This window comes from Propionivibrio sp. (assembly GCF_041441355.1).
Classification (GTDB): domain Bacteria; phylum Pseudomonadota; class Gammaproteobacteria; order Burkholderiales; family Rhodocyclaceae; genus Propionivibrio.
Genome location: NZ_JASDTF010000019.1, coordinates 395,643 through 412,308, shown reverse-complemented (window position 1 = coordinate 412,308; position 16,666 = coordinate 395,643). Strand labels below are relative to the sequence as shown.

15 protein-coding genes and 2 riboswitches are annotated in these 16,666 nt (G+C 65.8%); of the genes, 3 read left to right on the top strand and 12 right to left on the bottom strand.

Features of this window, described 5'->3' with window-relative positions; translation table 11 throughout:
• Nucleotides 1-8: 8 nt before the first annotated feature.
• From nusA to QMB55_RS08375, 12 genes are all read right to left on the bottom strand, one after another.
• Nucleotides 9-1,481 carry a transcription termination factor NusA gene (gene nusA / locus QMB55_RS08430; protein WP_497588242.1) on the bottom strand — a complete coding sequence of 491 codons (1,473 nt, stop codon included), beginning with the start codon at nucleotides 1,479-1,481 and terminating at the stop codon, nucleotides 9-11.
• A gap of 30 nt (nucleotides 1,482-1,511) precedes the next feature.
• Nucleotides 1,512-1,955, bottom strand: coding sequence for a ribosome maturation factor RimP (rimP, locus tag QMB55_RS08425; protein WP_497588241.1), 444 nt, complete (start codon nucleotides 1,953-1,955; stop codon nucleotides 1,512-1,514).
• A 183-nt stretch (nucleotides 1,956-2,138) separates the two neighbouring features.
• Nucleotides 2,139-3,113 carry a 23S rRNA pseudouridine(2605) synthase RluB gene (gene rluB / locus QMB55_RS08420; RefSeq protein WP_497588240.1) on the bottom strand — a complete coding sequence of 325 codons (975 nt, stop codon included), beginning with the start codon at nucleotides 3,111-3,113 and terminating at the stop codon, nucleotides 2,139-2,141.
• Nucleotides 3,103-3,726, bottom strand: a complete 624-nt coding sequence (gene scpB, locus QMB55_RS08415) for an SMC-Scp complex subunit ScpB (RefSeq protein WP_497588239.1) — start codon at nucleotides 3,724-3,726, stop codon at nucleotides 3,103-3,105. Before scpB ends, rluB begins: the two co-directional genes overlap by 11 nt.
• Nucleotides 3,647-4,564, bottom strand: coding sequence for a segregation and condensation protein A (locus QMB55_RS08410; RefSeq protein WP_497588238.1), 918 nt, complete (start codon nucleotides 4,562-4,564; stop codon nucleotides 3,647-3,649). Before QMB55_RS08410 ends, scpB begins: the two co-directional genes overlap by 80 nt.
• A gap of 24 nt (nucleotides 4,565-4,588) precedes the next feature.
• Nucleotides 4,589-5,791: a tryptophan--tRNA ligase gene (locus QMB55_RS08405; RefSeq protein WP_497588237.1), complete on the bottom strand. Its 1,203-nt coding sequence runs from the start codon at nucleotides 5,789-5,791 to the stop codon at nucleotides 4,589-4,591.
• Nucleotides 5,792-5,813: 22 nt separating this feature from the next.
• On the bottom strand, nucleotides 5,814-6,470 hold the full coding sequence (locus QMB55_RS08400; RefSeq protein ID WP_497588288.1) for a site-2 protease family protein: 657 nt from the start codon (nucleotides 6,468-6,470) through the stop codon (nucleotides 5,814-5,816).
• Between the two features lie 12 nt (nucleotides 6,471-6,482).
• Entirely contained in the window at nucleotides 6,483-7,109 is a 627-nt protein-coding gene (locus tag QMB55_RS08395; protein WP_497588236.1) for an L-threonylcarbamoyladenylate synthase, read from the bottom strand.
• A gap of 2 nt (nucleotides 7,110-7,111) precedes the next feature.
• Nucleotides 7,112-7,942, bottom strand: coding sequence for a 3',5'-nucleoside bisphosphate phosphatase (locus QMB55_RS08390; RefSeq protein ID WP_497588287.1), 831 nt, complete (start codon nucleotides 7,940-7,942; stop codon nucleotides 7,112-7,114).
• Nucleotides 7,943-8,072: 130 nt separating this feature from the next.
• Nucleotides 8,073-9,524 carry a DegQ family serine endoprotease gene (locus QMB55_RS08385; protein WP_497588235.1) on the bottom strand — a complete coding sequence of 484 codons (1,452 nt, stop codon included), beginning with the start codon at nucleotides 9,522-9,524 and terminating at the stop codon, nucleotides 8,073-8,075.
• A 255-nt stretch (nucleotides 9,525-9,779) separates the two neighbouring features.
• A complete protein-coding gene (locus QMB55_RS08380; RefSeq protein ID WP_497588234.1) occupies nucleotides 9,780-11,102 on the bottom strand; it encodes an ATP-binding protein in 1,323 nt (440 codons plus the stop codon).
• Nucleotides 11,103-11,105: 3 nt separating this feature from the next.
• Nucleotides 11,106-11,768, bottom strand: a complete 663-nt coding sequence (locus QMB55_RS08375; protein ID WP_497588233.1) for a winged helix-turn-helix domain-containing protein — start codon at nucleotides 11,766-11,768, stop codon at nucleotides 11,106-11,108.
• A gap of 82 nt (nucleotides 11,769-11,850) precedes the next feature.
• Nucleotides 11,851-11,955, top strand: a riboswitch (glycine riboswitch).
• Nucleotides 11,956-12,071: riboswitch (glycine riboswitch) on the top strand. It abuts the riboswitch before it with no gap.
• Nucleotides 12,072-12,114: 43 nt separating this feature from the next.
• On the opposite strand from QMB55_RS08375, the gene gcvT reads away from it, so the two are divergent.
• The 3 genes from gcvT to gcvP all read left to right on the top strand — a co-directional run bounded on the left by gcvT (nucleotide 12,115) and on the right by gcvP (nucleotide 16,651).
• The gene (gene gcvT, locus QMB55_RS08370) at nucleotides 12,115-13,197 is read left to right on the top strand and encodes a glycine cleavage system aminomethyltransferase GcvT (protein WP_497588232.1); all 1,083 of its coding nucleotides are present in this window, start codon (nucleotides 12,115-12,117) and stop codon (nucleotides 13,195-13,197) included.
• Nucleotides 13,198-13,267: 70 nt separating this feature from the next.
• Nucleotides 13,268-13,648, top strand: coding sequence for a glycine cleavage system protein GcvH (gene gcvH, locus QMB55_RS08365; RefSeq protein WP_497588231.1), 381 nt, complete (start codon nucleotides 13,268-13,270; stop codon nucleotides 13,646-13,648).
• A gap of 114 nt (nucleotides 13,649-13,762) precedes the next feature.
• Entirely contained in the window at nucleotides 13,763-16,651 is a 2,889-nt protein-coding gene (gene gcvP / locus QMB55_RS08360; protein WP_497588230.1) for an aminomethyl-transferring glycine dehydrogenase, read from the top strand.
• Nucleotides 16,652-16,666 lie beyond the last annotated feature (15 nt).

Genomic DNA, 16,666 nt, shown 5'->3' with positions numbered 1-16,666 from the left:
TCCTCCGCTTACTCGAACCAATGCGCGCGCGCGGTGGTAATCAGTTGTTTGGCTCTTTCGGCGTCGACCCCTGTCATCTCGACCAACTCATCGATTGCCAGGTCAGCCAGGTCGTCCCGGTTCTTGACTCCATGCGCGGCCAGTTTCGCAGCCAGCGTCTTGTCCATGCCTTCAAGTGAAAGCATGTCTTCAGCCACATTCTCGAGCTGCTCTTCAGCCACGATGGCTTCGGTCAACAGCTCGTTGCGGGCGCGCTCACGCAACTCCTGCACGGTCGCTTCGTCGAAAGCTTCGATCTCGAGCATCTCATGGAGCGGCACGTAGGCCACTTCCTCAAGGGTCGAGAAACCTTCGTTGATCAGAATGTTGGCCACGTCTTCATCGACGTCGAGTTTTTCCATGAAGAGCACGCGGATCGCCGCAGACTCCGCATCGACGCGCGTCTTTGACTCTTCCTCGGTCATCAGGTTGATCGCCCAGCCGGTCAGCTCGGAGGCCAGACGCACGTTCTGGCCGCCACGGCCGATCGCCACCGCGAGGTTGGCTTCGTCGACAACGACGTCCATGCTGTGCTTGTCTTCATCGACGACCACCGACAGCACTTCAGCCGGCGCCAGAGCACCAACGACGAACTGCGCAGGATCAGCAGACCACAAGACGATATCGACGCGCTCGCCGGCCAACTCGTTGGTCACCGCGGTGACACGCATGCCGCGCATGCCGACGCAGGTCCCGATCGGGTCGATGCGCTGGTCATTCGATTTGACGGCGATCTTGGCGCGCAGACCGGGGTCGCGCGCAGCGGCCTTGATCTCGAGCAGGCCGTCATCGACTTCCGGCACTTCCATGGCGAAAAGCTTGACGATGAAATCCGGCGCGGTACGCGAGAGGATCAGCTGCGGCCCGCGCGCCGAACGGTCAACGCGCAACAGGAAAGCCTTGACGCGATCGCCGATGCGCAAATTTTCGCGCGGGATCATCTGATCGCGCGGCAGCAGGGCCTCGACCTTGCCGGCCTCGATCACCGCGTTGCCACGCTCCATGCGCTTAATCGTCCCGGTGACGAGATGCTCTTTACGATCAAGGAAATCGCTGAGGATCTGCTCACGCTCGGCATCGCGAATCTTCTGCAGGATCACCTGCTTGGCAGCCTGTGCGCCGATGCGACCGAAATCGACGGGCTCGATCGCCTCTTCGAGGAAATCGCCGACCTCAACCTCGGGATCCTGCTCCTGCGCTTCCGAGAGTGGCGTCTGGTTGTTTTCGTTGAGGTAGTCTTCCTCGGCCACCACCGCCCAGCGGCGGAAGGTCTCGAAGTCGCCCGTTTCGCGGTCGACCGAAACGCGCACGTCGGCGTCGTCATGGATGCGCTTTTTGCTCGCCGAGGCCAGCGCCATTTCGAGCGCACCGAACACGACCTCCTTGCTCACGTTTTTCTCGCGCGCCAGCACGTCGACCAGCAGCAGTATTTCGCGGCTCATAATTCCTCTACCCCCTATCCAGCCTATGATCTAGTCGAACTTCGGAACCAGGCGCGCCTTATCGACGTTACCCAGTTCGAGCTCGACTTCGCCCGTATCGATCGCCAGACGCAATTTGCCGTCCTCACACGCAAGGAGGACGCCATTGAAGTTGCGTCGGCCTCCGCTCGTCGGGACACGCAGCCGCAGATTCACCTCCGAACCGACGAAACGCACAAAGTCGGACGGCTTCTTGAGCACCCGATCCAGCCCGGGCGAAGACACCTCAAGGCGGTCGTAGTCGATGTTCTCCACGGCCAACACCCGCGACAGCTGATTACTAACCAGCGCGCAGTCTTCGACGTCGATGCCACCCGGCTTGTCCAGCTTGTCGATGAACACGCGCAGAACGCGGCCGCGAGGGCTCTGCTCGACATCGACGAGTTCGTAACCCAGACCGGTCACCGTGGTTTCAAGAAGTTCGTGCAAATCCATAGCCACAAATAAAAAATGGGCGAAACGCCCATCCCCGAAAAATATGCCCCGCGAGGGGCGAGCGGAAAAACCGCTGGATTATAACGAAATTATCCGCTCGCGTAAAATATGAAATGCAAAACGCCCTGCGTCGGCGCATTCTGCGCCACGCATCGTCGACCGCCCGAAACCGAAACAGGGCGCTCAGCGCTGGCGAGGCACGCGCGGACGCCGCGCCGGCAAAGCGTCGCCCAGACCGAAATCGTTCATCAGACGCACCACGTCCGCCTCACCCAACTCGGCCACCTGCCCACGACGCAGGTTGGGCGGCAACACGATGGGACCGTAGCGAACGCGCATCAGGCGGCTGACCGTCACCCCGACGGCCTCAAACATGCGCCGTACCTCGCGGTTCCGGCCCTCGAAGAGCGACACCCGGTACCAATGATTGGCACCTTCGCCACCGGCATCGACAAAGCTGGAAAACTGCGCCGGCCCGTCTTCAAGCTCAATGCCAGCCAGCAAACGCTGCTGCGCATCGGCGGGCAGCTCACCCAGAACCCGGACGGCATACTCGCGCACCAGGTTGTAGCGCGGATGCATCAGGCGATTGGCCAGCTCGCCCGAGGTGGTAAATAGCAACAGGCCGCTGGTATTGAAGTCGAGCCGACCGACCGCCACCCAGCGCCCGCCGCTCATGCGCGGCAAGGCCATGAACACCGAGGGACGCCGCCCCGGATCGTCGCGCGAGACGATCTCGCCTTCAGGCTTGTGATAAAGGATCACCCGCGGCAGGCGGTTGGCGAATTTGAGCTGCACCAAGCGGCCATTAACCTTGATCCGGTCGCCCGGCGACGCCGACTGGCCGATCTGGGCCACCTCACCATTGACGCTGACTCGCCCTTCGGCGATCAGGGTTTCCATGTCGCGGCGCGAACCGACACCGCTTTGCGCGAGCAGTTTTTGCAGACGCTCGGGCTTGCCGGGCTGCTCGACGTGGCGCGCACGCTTGCCGGTTGGGGTTTCGCTGCGCACGGAACGCCGCAAGGCACCGCGCGGTTTTTCGTCGAGCAGCTCGCCCTCTTCGGGCTCCGCCTGACGGGCGGCCTGCCCACGCCGACTGCGTGCGGATTCGGCGGACGGCGGACGGAAGGGGGTGTTACGGGGTTTATTGGGCATCGCTTAAATCCAGGGTTTGACTCATGACTTCGAGAGGCGGCAATTCGGTGACGCTGCGCAACCCGAGGTCGTCGAGGAATTTCTTGGTGGTCGCCAGCAAGGCCGGACGACCGGGGGTTTCCCGATGCCCGACGACGTCGACCCAGCCGCGTTCTTCGAGCACCTTGATGATCTGACTGGCCACGGTCACGCCGCGGATGTCTTCAATGTCGCCGCGCGTCACCGGTTGACGATAGGCGATGATGGCCAGGGTTTCGAGCACCGCGCGCGAATACTTGGGCGGCTTCTCCGGACTCAAACGCTCCAGATAGGGCAGGTATTCGGCGCGCGTACGAAAACGCCAGCCGCTGGCCAGCTGCACGAGCTCGAGCGGACGCTCGGCCGCAGTCCATTCCAAACGGATTTCGTCGAGCAGAACGCGCAGCACATCGGCAGCGATCGCGTCGGCGAACACCTTGCGCAACTCGAGCATCGACACCGGCTGCTGCGCGCTGAGCAGCACGGCCTCCAGCACCCGCTTGAGCTGCTGGGGATTATCGGGCGACGTCGCGGTCGTCTGCGCGTTCGCTTCCGGCGACGTTTCCGTCACCGGCGGCAGGTTCGTCTCGTCCATCGGCCAACCTCACGTAAATCGGGGCAAACGCTTCCGACTGGGTGATCACGAGCAAGTGCTCGCGCGCCAGTTCAAGCATCGCCAAAAAATGTACCACGAGCACGGGCACGCCCTGCGTCGTATCGAACAAATCCACGAACTCGACAAAACCGCCGCAATCACGCAAATGGCGCAGGATCAGCCCCATGTGCTCGCGCACCGAAAGCTCCTCGCGCTGGATCGTGTGGTGCGAATGCAGCTTGGCCTGGCGCACGATCGCCGCCCAGGCATTCTTCAAGTCCTCGGGATCGACGTCGGGCAAGCGCTGCAACAACGAGCGCTCAACCAGCGCCGAAGCCCAGACGAAATCGCGCTCGGCCTGCGGCAACGTATCGATGCGCACAGCGGCGAGCTTCATCTGCTCGTACTCAATCAGCCGCCGCACCAGCTCGGCACGCGGATCCTCGACCTCCTCGCCTTCGACAGCCTTCGGCCGCGGCAGCAGCATGCGCGACTTGATCTCGATCAGCATCGCCGCCATGACGAGGTAATCCGCCGCCAGCTCGAGGTTGTGCGAGCGCATCGCCTCGACGTAGGTCAGGTACTGCTCGGTGAGCGGCGCCATCGGGATGTCGAGGACATTCACGTTGGCCTTGCGGATCAAGTACAGCAACAGGTCGAGCGGCCCTTCGAAGGCGTCGAGCATCACCGCCATGGCGTCCGGCGGAATGTAGAGGTCGAGCGGCATCTGCACCATCGGCTCGCCGTAGATGCGCGCCAAGGGGCTGGCTGCAGCGCTCTCTTCCACTGCTTCTGCTGTGGAATCCACCGCCACCAAGGCCTGTTCCTGCTCGCTCAAGTTCCGCGCTCCGCCGCCCGCCGATCAGGCGTAGCTCAGGCCCATCGACGCGCGCACGTCGCGCATCGTCTCGCGCGCCAGCGCGCTGGCCTTGGCATTGCCTTCGGCGACGATCTCGCGCACGAGCTTCGGGTTATCGAGATAACGCTGCGCGCGCTCGCGCATCGGCGCCTGCTCGGCGAGGATGCCGTCGATCACCGGCTGCTTGCACTCGATGCAACCGATGCCAGCGCTGCGACACCCTTTCTGCACCCAGTCCTTGCACGCCTCGTCCGAATACACCTGATGCAACTGCCACACCGGGCAACGCTCAGGGTCGCCCGGATCGGTACGACGCACGCGATTGGTGTCGGTCGGCATGCGCTTGATCTTCTGCGTCACCGAGGCTTCATCCTCGCGCAGAGTGATGGTGTTGTTGTACGACTTCGACATCTTCTGTCCGTCGAGGCCCGGCATTTTCGACGCCTCGGTGAGCAGGTAGCCCGGCTCGACGAGGATCATCTTGCCGGTCCCTTCGAGATGCCCGAGCAGGCGCTCGCGGTCGGCCGCCGACAGGCTCTGCGCCGCGGCGATGACCTCCTTGCCGCGCGCCACGGCGTCGGCGTTACCGTCCTGCTGGTAAGCCTTGCGCAGCTCTTCGAAGAAGCGCGCATTCTTGCTGCCCAGCTTCTTGACCGCTTCTTTCGCCTTCTCCTCGAAGCCCGGCTCGCGGCCGTACATGTGGTTGAAGCGACGCGCCAGCTCGCGCGTGATTTCGACGTGCGGAATCTGGTCTTCGCCGACCGGCACCTTGTCGGCGCGGTAGATCAGGATGTCGGCACTCATCAGGAGCGGGTAACCGAGGAAGCCGTAGGTCGACAGGTCCTTGTTCGACATCTTCTCCTGCTGATCCTTGTAGGTCGGGACGCGCTCAAGCCAGCCGAGCGGCGTCATCATCGACAACAGGAGGTGCAGTTCGGCGTGTTCCGGCACTTGCGACTGGATGAACAGCGTCGCCTTCTCCGGATCGACGCCCGCCGCCAGCCAGTCGATCACCATGTCCCAGGCCGAATCGGCGATGCCGTGCGGATCATCGTACTGCGTCGTCAGCGCGTGCCAGTCGGCGACGAAGAAGAGACAGGGATACTCGTGCTGCAGCTTGACCCAGTTCTTCAGCACGCCGTGGTAGTGGCCGAGGTGAAGACTGCCGGTGGGGCGCATGCCCGAAAGGACTCGTTCTGCGTACATGGGAAGACTCGGAAAGAAAGACTCAGGAAATGAGAAGGACGATCAGGCGTTTGAGCGCGACGACGAAGGGCCGCATGATGTCGCCGAGCAGGCCGGTGAAAAGCAGCACCAGCAGGATCGGGAAGCCCCAGCGCTCAAGCTGCGAAAAACGGACGGCCAGCGGATACGGCAACAGGCTGACGGCGATGCGGCCGCCGTCGAGCGGCGGCAAGGGCAACAGGTTGAGCACCATCAGGCCGATGTTGACGTTGATCCCGATGCGCGCCATTTCGGCCAGCGGCAGGCTGTAGGCATGGATCGGCATCAAGGTGACGAGCTTGAACAGCAGCGCCCAGGCCAGCGCCATCGCGAGGTTGGCCGCGGGCCCTGCACCGGCCACCCAGAGCATGTCGCGCTTGGGGTTGCGCAAGCGGCCAAAGTTGACCGGGACCGGTTTGGCCCAACCGAAGATGAACACGCTGTCGAGCGCCACATAGCTCGTAAACACGATGACCGCCGGCACCAGCAAGGTGCCGATCGGATCGATATGGCGCAGCGGATTGGCGCTGATCCGGCCGAGCATCCACGCCGTCGGATCGCCAAAATGACGGGCCGCGTAGCCGTGCGCAGCTTCGTGCAGGGTGATCGCGAAGATGATCGGCAGGGCCGAGATGGTGAGGCTCTGAACGAGCGCGGCAATGTCCATGCAAGGTCACTCGAAAGCGAAGGGCGTTAGGTCGCCCCGCCCGGCGCGCACCAGGGACGGCGGCATGGCGGTCAGATCGACGACGGTGGTCGGTTCGGTGCCGCAGTAACCGCCGTCGAGGATGAGTTCGAGGTGGTCGTCGAGCCGGTCCTGAATTTCCCAGCCTTCGGTGAGCGGCGCTTCGTCGCCCGGCAGAATCAGGGTCGAGGTCAACAGCGGCCCCTCGAGCTCGGCGAGCAAAGCCTGCGCCACGGGATGCGCGGGGATGCGCAGGCCGATGGTCTTGCGCTTCGGATGCAGCACCCGCCGCGGCAACTCCTTGGTGCCTTCGAGGATGAAGGTATAGCTGCCCGGCGTCGTCGCCTTGAGCAGCCGATATTGGGCGTTGTCGACCCGCGCGAACTGGGCGATTTCGGAGAGGTCGCGGCACATCAGGGTCAGGTGATGCCGGTCGTCGACGCCCCGGAGGTGGCGGATGCGTTCGAGCGCATCCTTGTCGCCGAGCGCGCAGGCCAGCGCATAGCACGAGTCGGTCGGCACGGCGATCACCCCGCCGTCGCGCAGCGCCGACGCGGCCTGCGCAATCAGACGCGGCTGCGGATCTTCGGGGTGCAGGGAGAGGTAGCGCGCCATGCTCAGAAGGCTTCCCAGATCGGCGTGAGCCCCAGCGGCAAGGGCGACGTGCGGCCAAGGTCGACGTAGCTCTCGCCCGGGCCGTGGAAATCGGAACCACAGGACGCCAGGAAACCGTACTCGCGCGCCAGCCGCCCGAAAAGGCTCACATTGTCCACCGAATGGCTGCCCGACACGACTTCGAGACCGCGCCCGCCGAGTGCCTTGAATTCATCCAGCATCGTGCGCATCTCGCTGCGCGAGAATTTATAGCGCCCCGGGTGGGCGATCGCCGCGACGCCACCGCCCGCATGGATCCATCCCACGGCATCGGCGAGCGATGCCCAGCGGTGTTCGACGTAGCCCGGCTTGCCGGGCACGATGTAGCTTTCGAAAACGCCGCGCACATCCTTGCTGACACCGATCTCGACGAGGTAACGCGCCACGTGGGCACGGCTCACCAGAGTCGGATTCTCCGCGTAGCGCAAAGCCCCCTCGAAGACGCCGGGGATGCCCACGCGTTCGAGTTCGGCGGCCATACGCCGCGCACGGTCGAGGCGCCCGGAGCGGATCTGCTCCAGCCCGGCATTGAGCGCCGGCGCCATCGCGTCGAAGGCGTAGCCCAATACATGCACCTGCAGGCCGCCCCACTCGATCGAGATTTCCACGCCATTGACGAAGCGCATCCCTTCCGCCTCGGCCACCGCGCGCGCCTCGGCCAGACCGTCGAGGTTGTCGTGGTCGGTCAAGGCCAGCATCTCGACCTCGTTCGCCGCCGCACGACGCACGAGCTCGGCCGGCGACAGCAGACCGTCGGAGGCGGTGGAGTGGCAGTGGAGGTCGACGACGGTCACGATGGGCAAGGCGGCTCACGGAAAACAAGCGTGGAATCATAGCATACCGCCCCGCCCGCCTCGCCCGGGCGCGCGCTTGACCCGATGCTGCCGCCTGCGCTGCGCCGACGCGCAGGCTTTGCACCCGGCATCAGCCCAGGTCGACCGGCACGAAGAGACGCATTTCGCCGCGCTGGACGAGCAAGGCGACGCGCTTGTCGGCCTTGCCAATCTGGGCACGTAAGGCCTCGACGCTGGCCACCGCTTCGCCATTCACGGCCAGAATCACGTCGCCCCGCCGAATGCCGGCCTTGGCCGCCGTCCCTTGCGCCTGTTCGACATAAAGGCCGCGTCCTTCGCCAACCTCGACCGGACGCACGGACAGCCCCAGCCGGCCGCCGACGGCCGGCGTGGATTCGCCCGCTTTCGCCGTTGCGACCTGCGCCTGGCGGCCAACCTGCACCTTGATTTCACGCTCGCGCCCCTGACGCCAGACCTTGAGCTTGGCCGTCTCGCCCGGCGCCAGGTCGGCCACCAAAGGCGGCAAGGCATTGGAGGTGTCGACCGGTTGCCCGTTCACCGCCAGAATCACATCGCCGGCCTCGAGTCCGGCCTTGGCCGCCGGGCCGCCGGGCTCGACGCCGCTCACCAGCGCGCCGGTCGGACTTGACAAGCCGAAAGAGTCGGCAAGCGACTGGTCGAGCGACTGGATGGTGACGCCCAGACGTCCGCGCTGCACTTGCCCGGTCTTCATGAGCTGACCTTCGACCTTCATCGCCACCTCGATCGGAATGGCGAACGACAACCCTTGGTAACCGCCGCTGCGGCTGTAAATCTGCGAGTTGATGCCGATCACCTCGCCGGCCATGTTGAACAGCGGGCCGCCCGAGTTGCCTGGATTGACCGCCACATCAGTCTGGATGAAGGGCACGTAGTTCTCGTCCGGCAAGGCCCGCGACAGCGCCGAGATGATCCCCGCCGTCGCGCTGCTTTCAAAACCGAACGGCGAACCGATGGCCAGCACCCACTCGCCGACGCGCGACTTTGCCGACGCACCGGTCTTCACCACCGGCAGGCCGCGCGCTTCGACCTTGAGCACCGCCACGTCGGTCGCTTTGTCGGCGCCGATCACCTTGGCCTTGAATTCCCGCTTGTCGGCGAGCCTCACCGTCACCTCGTCCGCGCCATCGACCACGTGCGCATTGGTCAGGATCACGCCGTCCTCGCGCACGATGAACCCCGAGCCCTGCCCGCGCACGCGCTGCTCGCCGTGCGGCTGCGCGCCCTGAAAGCGGCGGAAAAACTCGTAGAACGGGTCGCCGGGTTCGAGACTCGGAAAATCGGGCGCCTCCGCCGTTCGCCGGACCTTGCCGGCCACGCTGACATTCACCACTGCGGGCGCATTGCGGGCAACGATCGCGCTCATGTCCGGCAGGCCTGTCGGCAACGGCAAGGCAGGCGCCGCCACCGGCGCGCTCACTGCCGTCTCGGCATGCGCCGCCGACCACGGCTGCAGACTGCCCAGTCCATACGCGCCCAACAGCCCCAGGACAGCAAGCACCGCCACCGCCCCACGCTTGAGTTTCAAGGAACGTTTATCCATTTCCATCCTCCTGTTCTCGCCGTCGAACCCCATGCCCGGACACCCCGGACAGGGCCATGGCGAAAGCTTAGAAAGGGCAGACTTAAGGTCGACTTAAGGCTCTGTAACGGTGCGTAAGAGCGTGTGCGCGGAGCCGAGCCGGCCTGGAAGGCGCATTCCGATGCGGGTTTCCGGGCATGCACGCTGAAACGACCGCTGGATGCGCCCTCCAGACCAGCGGTCGCAGCCTCCGTTCAAAGCCGCCAAAATTGAAATTCAAGCCTTGGCGTCTGCGGCGAAAATCACCCGCACCCGCAAGCCGCCGAGCACGGCCTCGTCCAGGATGACGTGCGCGCCATGCCGTTCGGCGATGGCGCGCACGATGGACAGCCCCAGACCGCTGCCGCCGCGCGTGCCGCCTTCGCCCGACACGACGCCGCGATAGAACCGGTCGAAGACGCGCTCGCGCTCGGCCGGCGGAATGCCGGGGCCACTGTCGGCCACCTCAAGACAGGCCTGCCCGTCCACCATCCCGCAGGCCACGTCGACCTGTCCGCCGGAAGGCGTGTAACGCAGGGCGTTGCCGACGAGGTTGGCGAGCAGGATGCGCAGCGCCTCGGCATCGCCGGCAACAACGGCGGCGACATCCGCCGCCACCAGCCCGAGGTCGATGCCGCGCGCCTCAGCCAACGGCGCCTGTTCGAGTACCACGCCGCGGGTGAGATCGGCCAGCGACACTGGGGCGCGTACCCGTTCCGCGGCCCCTGGTTCGAGGCGCGCCAGGGTGAGCATCTGCTGCACGGTGTGCGTCGCCCGTTCCAGACCAGCCTTAAGTTCGGCGATCGCCTCGACGCGCGCCTCCGTCGATTCGGCACGTTCAACGAGCTGCAGTTGCAGCTGCAACGCAGCAAGCGGCGAGCGCAGCTCGTGCGCCGCATCGGCCACGAAGGCGCGCTGCATGGCTTGCGCCGCCTGCATGCGCCCCAGCAAGTCGTTCAGTGCGGCGATCAGCGGCTCGACTTCCTGCGGCGCGGCAAGCCCCGGCACCGGATCTAGCGATTCGGGCGAGCGCGCCTTGAGCGCCTGGGCGAATCGCGAGAGCGGACGCAGGCCGCGATGCACAAGCCCCCAGATGAGCAGCGCCAGCGCCGGCAGCAGAATCAGGAAAGGCTGCAGGGTGCGCCAGGCGGCCGCCGCGGCCAGCCGGTCGCGCACGCGCAGTGGCTGGGCGACCGAGATTGTCAGCCCGCGCGACTGCAAGGCGAAGCTGCGCCATGGGCCGTCCTCGCCGGCCACGGTGGATAGCCCGAGGCGCGTAAGCTCGGGCGCCACCAGCGGCCGACGCGAGGAGTAGACGACGAGGCCGGAACGGTCCCAGACGCGAATCACGTAATCGAGGTCTTCGTCGTTCACCAAGCGTTCGGCGGCATCGAGAAAGGTCTGGTCGCGCAGGGACAACGCGATCTGCTGCAACTGATAATCGAAGAGATCGTTGGCCTCCTGGCGGGCGAGGCGATAGGTCGCCCAGGCCCCGACCAGCATGGCGACGCAGACGGCGCCGATCACGCCGGCCAGCAGGTGCGCGCGCAGGGAGCGCATGGCTCAGGCCTCGGCAGGCACGCGGTAGCCGACGCCGCGCACGTTCTTGATCCACTCCGCACCGAGCTTGCGCCGCAGGGCGTGGATATGCACTTCGACGGCATTGCTCGCCACCTCCGCGTCCCAACCGTACAGGCGCTCTTCCAGCTGCGTCCGCGAAAGCGGCACCCCGGGGTTTTCCATGAGGGCGTGCAGGAGGGCGAATTCGCGCGCGGAAAGCTCGACGGGCTGGCCGTCTTTGCTTACCTCGTGCGTCGCCGGATCCAGGCTCAGTGGCCCGAGTTCGAGGCGCGGCGCTGCCCGCCCGCCCTGCCGTCGTCCCAGGGCGCGCAGGCGGGCGGCGAGCTCTTCGAGGCTGAACGGTTTGACGAGGTAGTCGTCGGCACCGGCGTCGAGCCCGCGCACGCGGTCAGCCACGGCGTCGCGCGCGGTGAGGATCAGCACCGGCAGCGTCACGCCGCGCGCGCGCCACTGCGCAAGCCATTCCAACCCGCTCTTTCCCGGCAGGCCGAGATCAAGCAGGATCAGTTCATGCACGCCGGCGGCCACGGCAAGGTCGGCCGCCGCGCCGTCGCGCACCCAGTCGACCGTGTGCCCGTCCTGGCGCAAACCGCGCTGGACGCTGGCGCCGATCATCGGATCGTCTTCCACGAGCAAGAGGCGCATGCCCCCTCCATTGCTGTCACACCTTTCCATGGTAACGCGTCGGCGCGCACTTGCTGGCCGCATGTCGCTCGCGGTATAGTCGCAGCGGCAAATGGGAGAGCGCGGGCCACCGGAAATCCGGCCACGACCCGCCGCCGAAGGCGCAATCCACCCGGAAACGCTCAGGCAAAAGGACCGTTTGTGCACGAAAACTCTGGAGAGCGGTGCCCGCAACGCGAGGCATCCACCGATGGGGCAACGTCGCCACCTTAGCCGTCTGGGCGCGACGCAAATCTCTCAGGTATCAAGGACAGAGGGGTGAACTCGCGAGAGTTCGCCCTTTTTTCGTTTTTGATTCGAGGTCAAGATGCCCCAGAAAACTATCCTCAACGACACGCATCGCCGCCTCGGCGCGCGCATGGTCGATTTCGGCGGCTGGGACATGCCGCTCCACTACGGCTCTCAGCTTGAGGAACACCACGCGGTACGCCGCGACAGCGGCATGTTCGACGTCTCGCACATGTGCGCCGTCGACGTCGTCGGTCCGGACAGCAAGGCCTTCCTCAGCCGCCTGATCGCCAACAACGTCGACAAGCTCAAGCTGCCCGGCAAGGCGCTCTACAGCGCCATGCTCAACCCGGGCGGCGGGGTCGTCGACGACCTCATCGTCTATTACCTGGCCGACAACGTCTATCGCGTCGTCATCAACGCCGGCACGGCCGAAAAAGACCTCGCCTGGATGGCCGCCCGCCTCGCCGAGTGGCAAATGCAGGTGACGATCACGCCACGCCGCGACCTGGCGATGATCGCCGTGCAAGGCCCACAGGCCAAGGAACGCTTCTGGCAGGCGCTGCCCGAGACGCGCACGGCGAGCGAGGGCATGAAGCCCTTCTTCTCGGTCATCGTCGGTGACTATTTCGTCGCCAGCACCGGCTATACCGGCGAAGACGGCTTCGAACTGACGCTGCCGGCCGAGAAGGCCGAAGCCGTCTGGCAGGCTTTCCTCGACGCCGGCATCAAGCCGATCGGCCTCGGCGCGCGTGACACCCTGCGCCTTGAAGCGGGGATGAACCTCTACGGCCAGGACATGGACGAGACCGTCTCGCCGCTCGACGCCGGCATGGGCTGGACCGTCGACCTCGCCAGCGAGCGCGATTTCATCGGCAAGGCGACGCTCCAGGCCAATGGTCAGAAAACGCAGTTCCTCGGCCTCGTGCTGCAGGACAAGGGCGTGCTGCGCGCGCACCAGAAGGTGCATACTGCGCAGGGCGAAGGCGAGATCACCAGCGGCACCTTCTCGCCGACCCTGCAGCAGTCGGTCGCCCTCGCCCGCTTGCCGCTCGGCGTGGCCGTCGGCGACACGGTCGAAGTCGAAATCCGTGACAAGCGCCTCACCGCCAAAGTCGTCAAACCCTGCTTTGTCCGCCAGGGCAAATCACAGCTCCAATAAGCTTTTCTGGCGGCACGGACACCCCGTGCCGCCCCCTCCTCCCAAACCAACAAACGATCCAGGAGCCCCCATGAACGTCCCGACCAACCTCAAGTACGCCAAGAGCCACGAATGGGTGCGCAGCGAATCCGACGGCACCGTCACCGTCGGCATCACCGAGCATGCCCAGGAACTGCTCGGCGACCTCGTCTTCGTCGACCTGCCCGAGCTCGGCGCCGAACTTTCCGCCGGCCAGGAAGCCGCCGTCGTCGAATCGGTCAAGGCCGCTTCGGACGTCTATGCCCCGGTCAGCGGCGTCGTTCTGGAAGTGAACAACGCCGTCGTCGATGCGCCCGAGTCGGTCAACCAGGACGCCTACGCCGCCTGGCTGTTCAAGCTCAAGCCGACCAATCCGGGCGAACTCGACGCCCTGCTCGACGCCGCCGGCTACACCGCCAGCTGCGAGGAATAAAGCCGCCTCACGAACGACCGGCGCAGCCTCTGCCGCAGCGCCGGTCGTCCGCGCCTTTGCGCGCCATCGCCACCGCCGCGTCGCGCGCGCCCAGACGATCCGCAGGAAACCGCCATGTCCCAGACCGAAATCCTTTCTCAGCCGCTTGCCGCGCTCGAACAGCGTGATGAATTCATTGCCCGCCACCTTGGCCCCTCGCCCGCCGACGTCACCGAGATGCTCGCCGCGATCGACGCGCCCAGCCTCGCCGCCCTGATCGACGAGACCGTTCCCGCCGCCATCCGCCGCGCCCCGCTGGCCCTGCCCGAGCCGCGCCCGGAAGCCGAAGCGCTGGCTGCGCTCAAGGCCATCGCCGGCAAGAACGTGATCAAGAAATCGCTGATCGGCCTGGGCTATGCCGACACGCTGACGCCCAAGGTCATCCTGCGCAACGTGCTGGAAAATCCGGGCTGGTACACCGCCTACACGCCTTATCAGGCCGAGATCGCGCAAGGCCGTCTCGAAGCCCTGCTCAACTTCCAGCAGATGGTCATCGACCTCACCGGTCTCGAACTCGCCAACGCCTCGCTGCTCGACGAGGCGACCGCCGCCGCCGAAGCGATGGCCATGGCCCGCCGGGTGAGCAACGCCAAATCCAACCGTTTCTTCGTCGATGCCGGTGTCCTGCCCCAGACGCTCGACGTGCTGCACACCCGCGCCGGCTTCTTCGGTTTCGAAATCGTCGTCGGTGCGCCCGCCGAGGCCGCCGCGCAAACGCCCTTCGGCGCCCTTTTCCAATACCCGACCGCCGATGGCGAAGTCACCGACCTCTCCGCCGCGATCGCTGCTGCCAAGGCTGCCGGCGCCATCGTCGCCGTCGCCGCCGACCCGATGGCCCTCGTCCTGCTCAAATCACCGGGCGAACTGGGTGCTGACATCGCCCTCGGCTCGACGCAGCGCTTCGGCATCCCGATGGGCTTCGGCGGCCCGCACGCCGCTTACTTCGCCACCCGCGACGCGCACAAGCGTTCGGTGCCCGGCCGGATCATCGGCGTCTCGGTCGACGCGCGCGGCAAGAAAGCGCTGCGCATGGCCCTGCAGACGCGCGAACAGCACATCCGGCGCGAGAAGGCCAACTCCAACATCTGCACCTCGCAGGTGCTGCTCGCCAACATGGCCGGCATGTACGCCGTTTATCACGGGCCGCAGGGGCTGCGCACCATCGCCGCGCGCATCCATCGCCTGACCGTGCTCTTCGTCGAAGCGTTGCGCCGCGCCGCCGGCCTTGCGCCGCGCCACGCGAGCTTCTTCGACACCGTGCAGTTCGACCTCAGCCAGCGCGCCGACGAAGTCTATGCCGCCGCCCAGCACGCCGGCTTCAACCTGCGCCAGGTCGGCCCAAGCATCCTCGGCGTCGCCTTCAACGAGAAGACGACGCGCGCCGACGTCGCCGCGCTGGTGCGCGCCTTCGCCGGCCAGGATGTCGATCTTGCCGCGCTCGACGCCGAGCTGACCGGCCAGGCCAGCGCCCTGCCGGCCGCGCTGCTGCGCCAGGACGCCATCCTCAGCTACCCGGTGTTCAACCGTTACCACACTGAACACGAGATGCTGCGCTACCTGAAGCGCCTGCAGAACAAGGATCTCGCGCTCGACCATTCGATGATCTCGCTCGGCTCGTGCACCATGAAGCTCAACGCCACGAGCGAGATGATTCCGATCACCTGGCCCGAATTCGGCGACCTGCACCCCTTCGCCCCGCTCGACCAGGCACAGGGTCACCTGGAAATGATCGCTGGCCTGGAAGCCGGGCTGCGCGAGATCACCGGTCTTGACGCCATCTGCATGCAGCCGAACTCGGGTGCGCAAGGCGAATACGCCGGCATCGTCGCCATCGCCCGCTACCATGCGAGCCGTGGTGAAAGCCACCGCAACATCTGCCTGATCCCGAAATCGGCGCACGGCACCAACCCGGCCACGGCGCAGATGTGCGGCCTGCAGATCGTGGTCGTCGATTGCGACGAACGCGGCAACATCGACGTCGCCGACCTCAAGGCCAAGGCCGAACAGCACAGCGCCAACCTCGCCTGCATCATGCTCACTTACCCGTCGACGCACGGCGTGTTCGAGGAAGCAGTGAAAGAAGTCTGCGCCACGGTGCACCAGCACGGCGGCCAGGTGTACATGGACGGCGCCAACTTGAACGCCCAGGTCGGCCTCACCTCGCCGGGCGAGATCGGTGCCGACGTGAGCCACATGAACCTGCACAAGACCTTCGCCATTCCGCACGGCGGCGGCGGGCCGGGCATGGGCCCGATCGCGCTCAAGGCGCACCTTGCGCCCTTCATGGCCAACCACGTCGTGCAGCCGATTCCCGGCCCGCACGCCGGCCAGGGCGCCGTTTCCGCCGCGCCCTGGGGTTCGGCGTCGATCCTGCCGATTTCCTGGATGTACATTACCCTGCTCGGCGGTCGCGGCCTCACGCTGGCCACGCAGACGGCAATCCTCAACGCCAACTACGTCGCCCGCCGCCTCACCGCGCACTACCCGGTGCTGTACACGGGCACGCAGGGGCGCGTCGCGCACGAATGCATTCTCGACATCCGCCCGCTCAAGGCGGCCACCGGCATCGCCGAGATCGACATCGCCAAGCGTCTCATGGACTACGGCTTCCACGCCCCGACGGTGAGCTTCCCGGTCGCCGGGACGATCATGGTCGAGCCGACCGAGTCCGAGTCCAAGGCCGAACTCGACCGCTTCATCGAAGCGATGATCGCCATCCGTGGCGAGATCGACCAGATCGAGCGCGGCATCTGGCCAGCCGACGACAATCCGCTCAAGAACGCGCCGCACACCCAGGCCGACATCATCGGTGACTGGACGCGGCCGTACAGCCGCGAGGAGGCCGTCTTCCCGCTGGCGTGGGTGGCGGCCAACAAGTTCTGGCCGAGCGTCAACCGCATCGACGACGTGCACGGCGACCGCAACCTGTTCTGCAGTTGCGTGCCGATGGACGAAATCGCTTAAGCTCGTCGTTTTCAC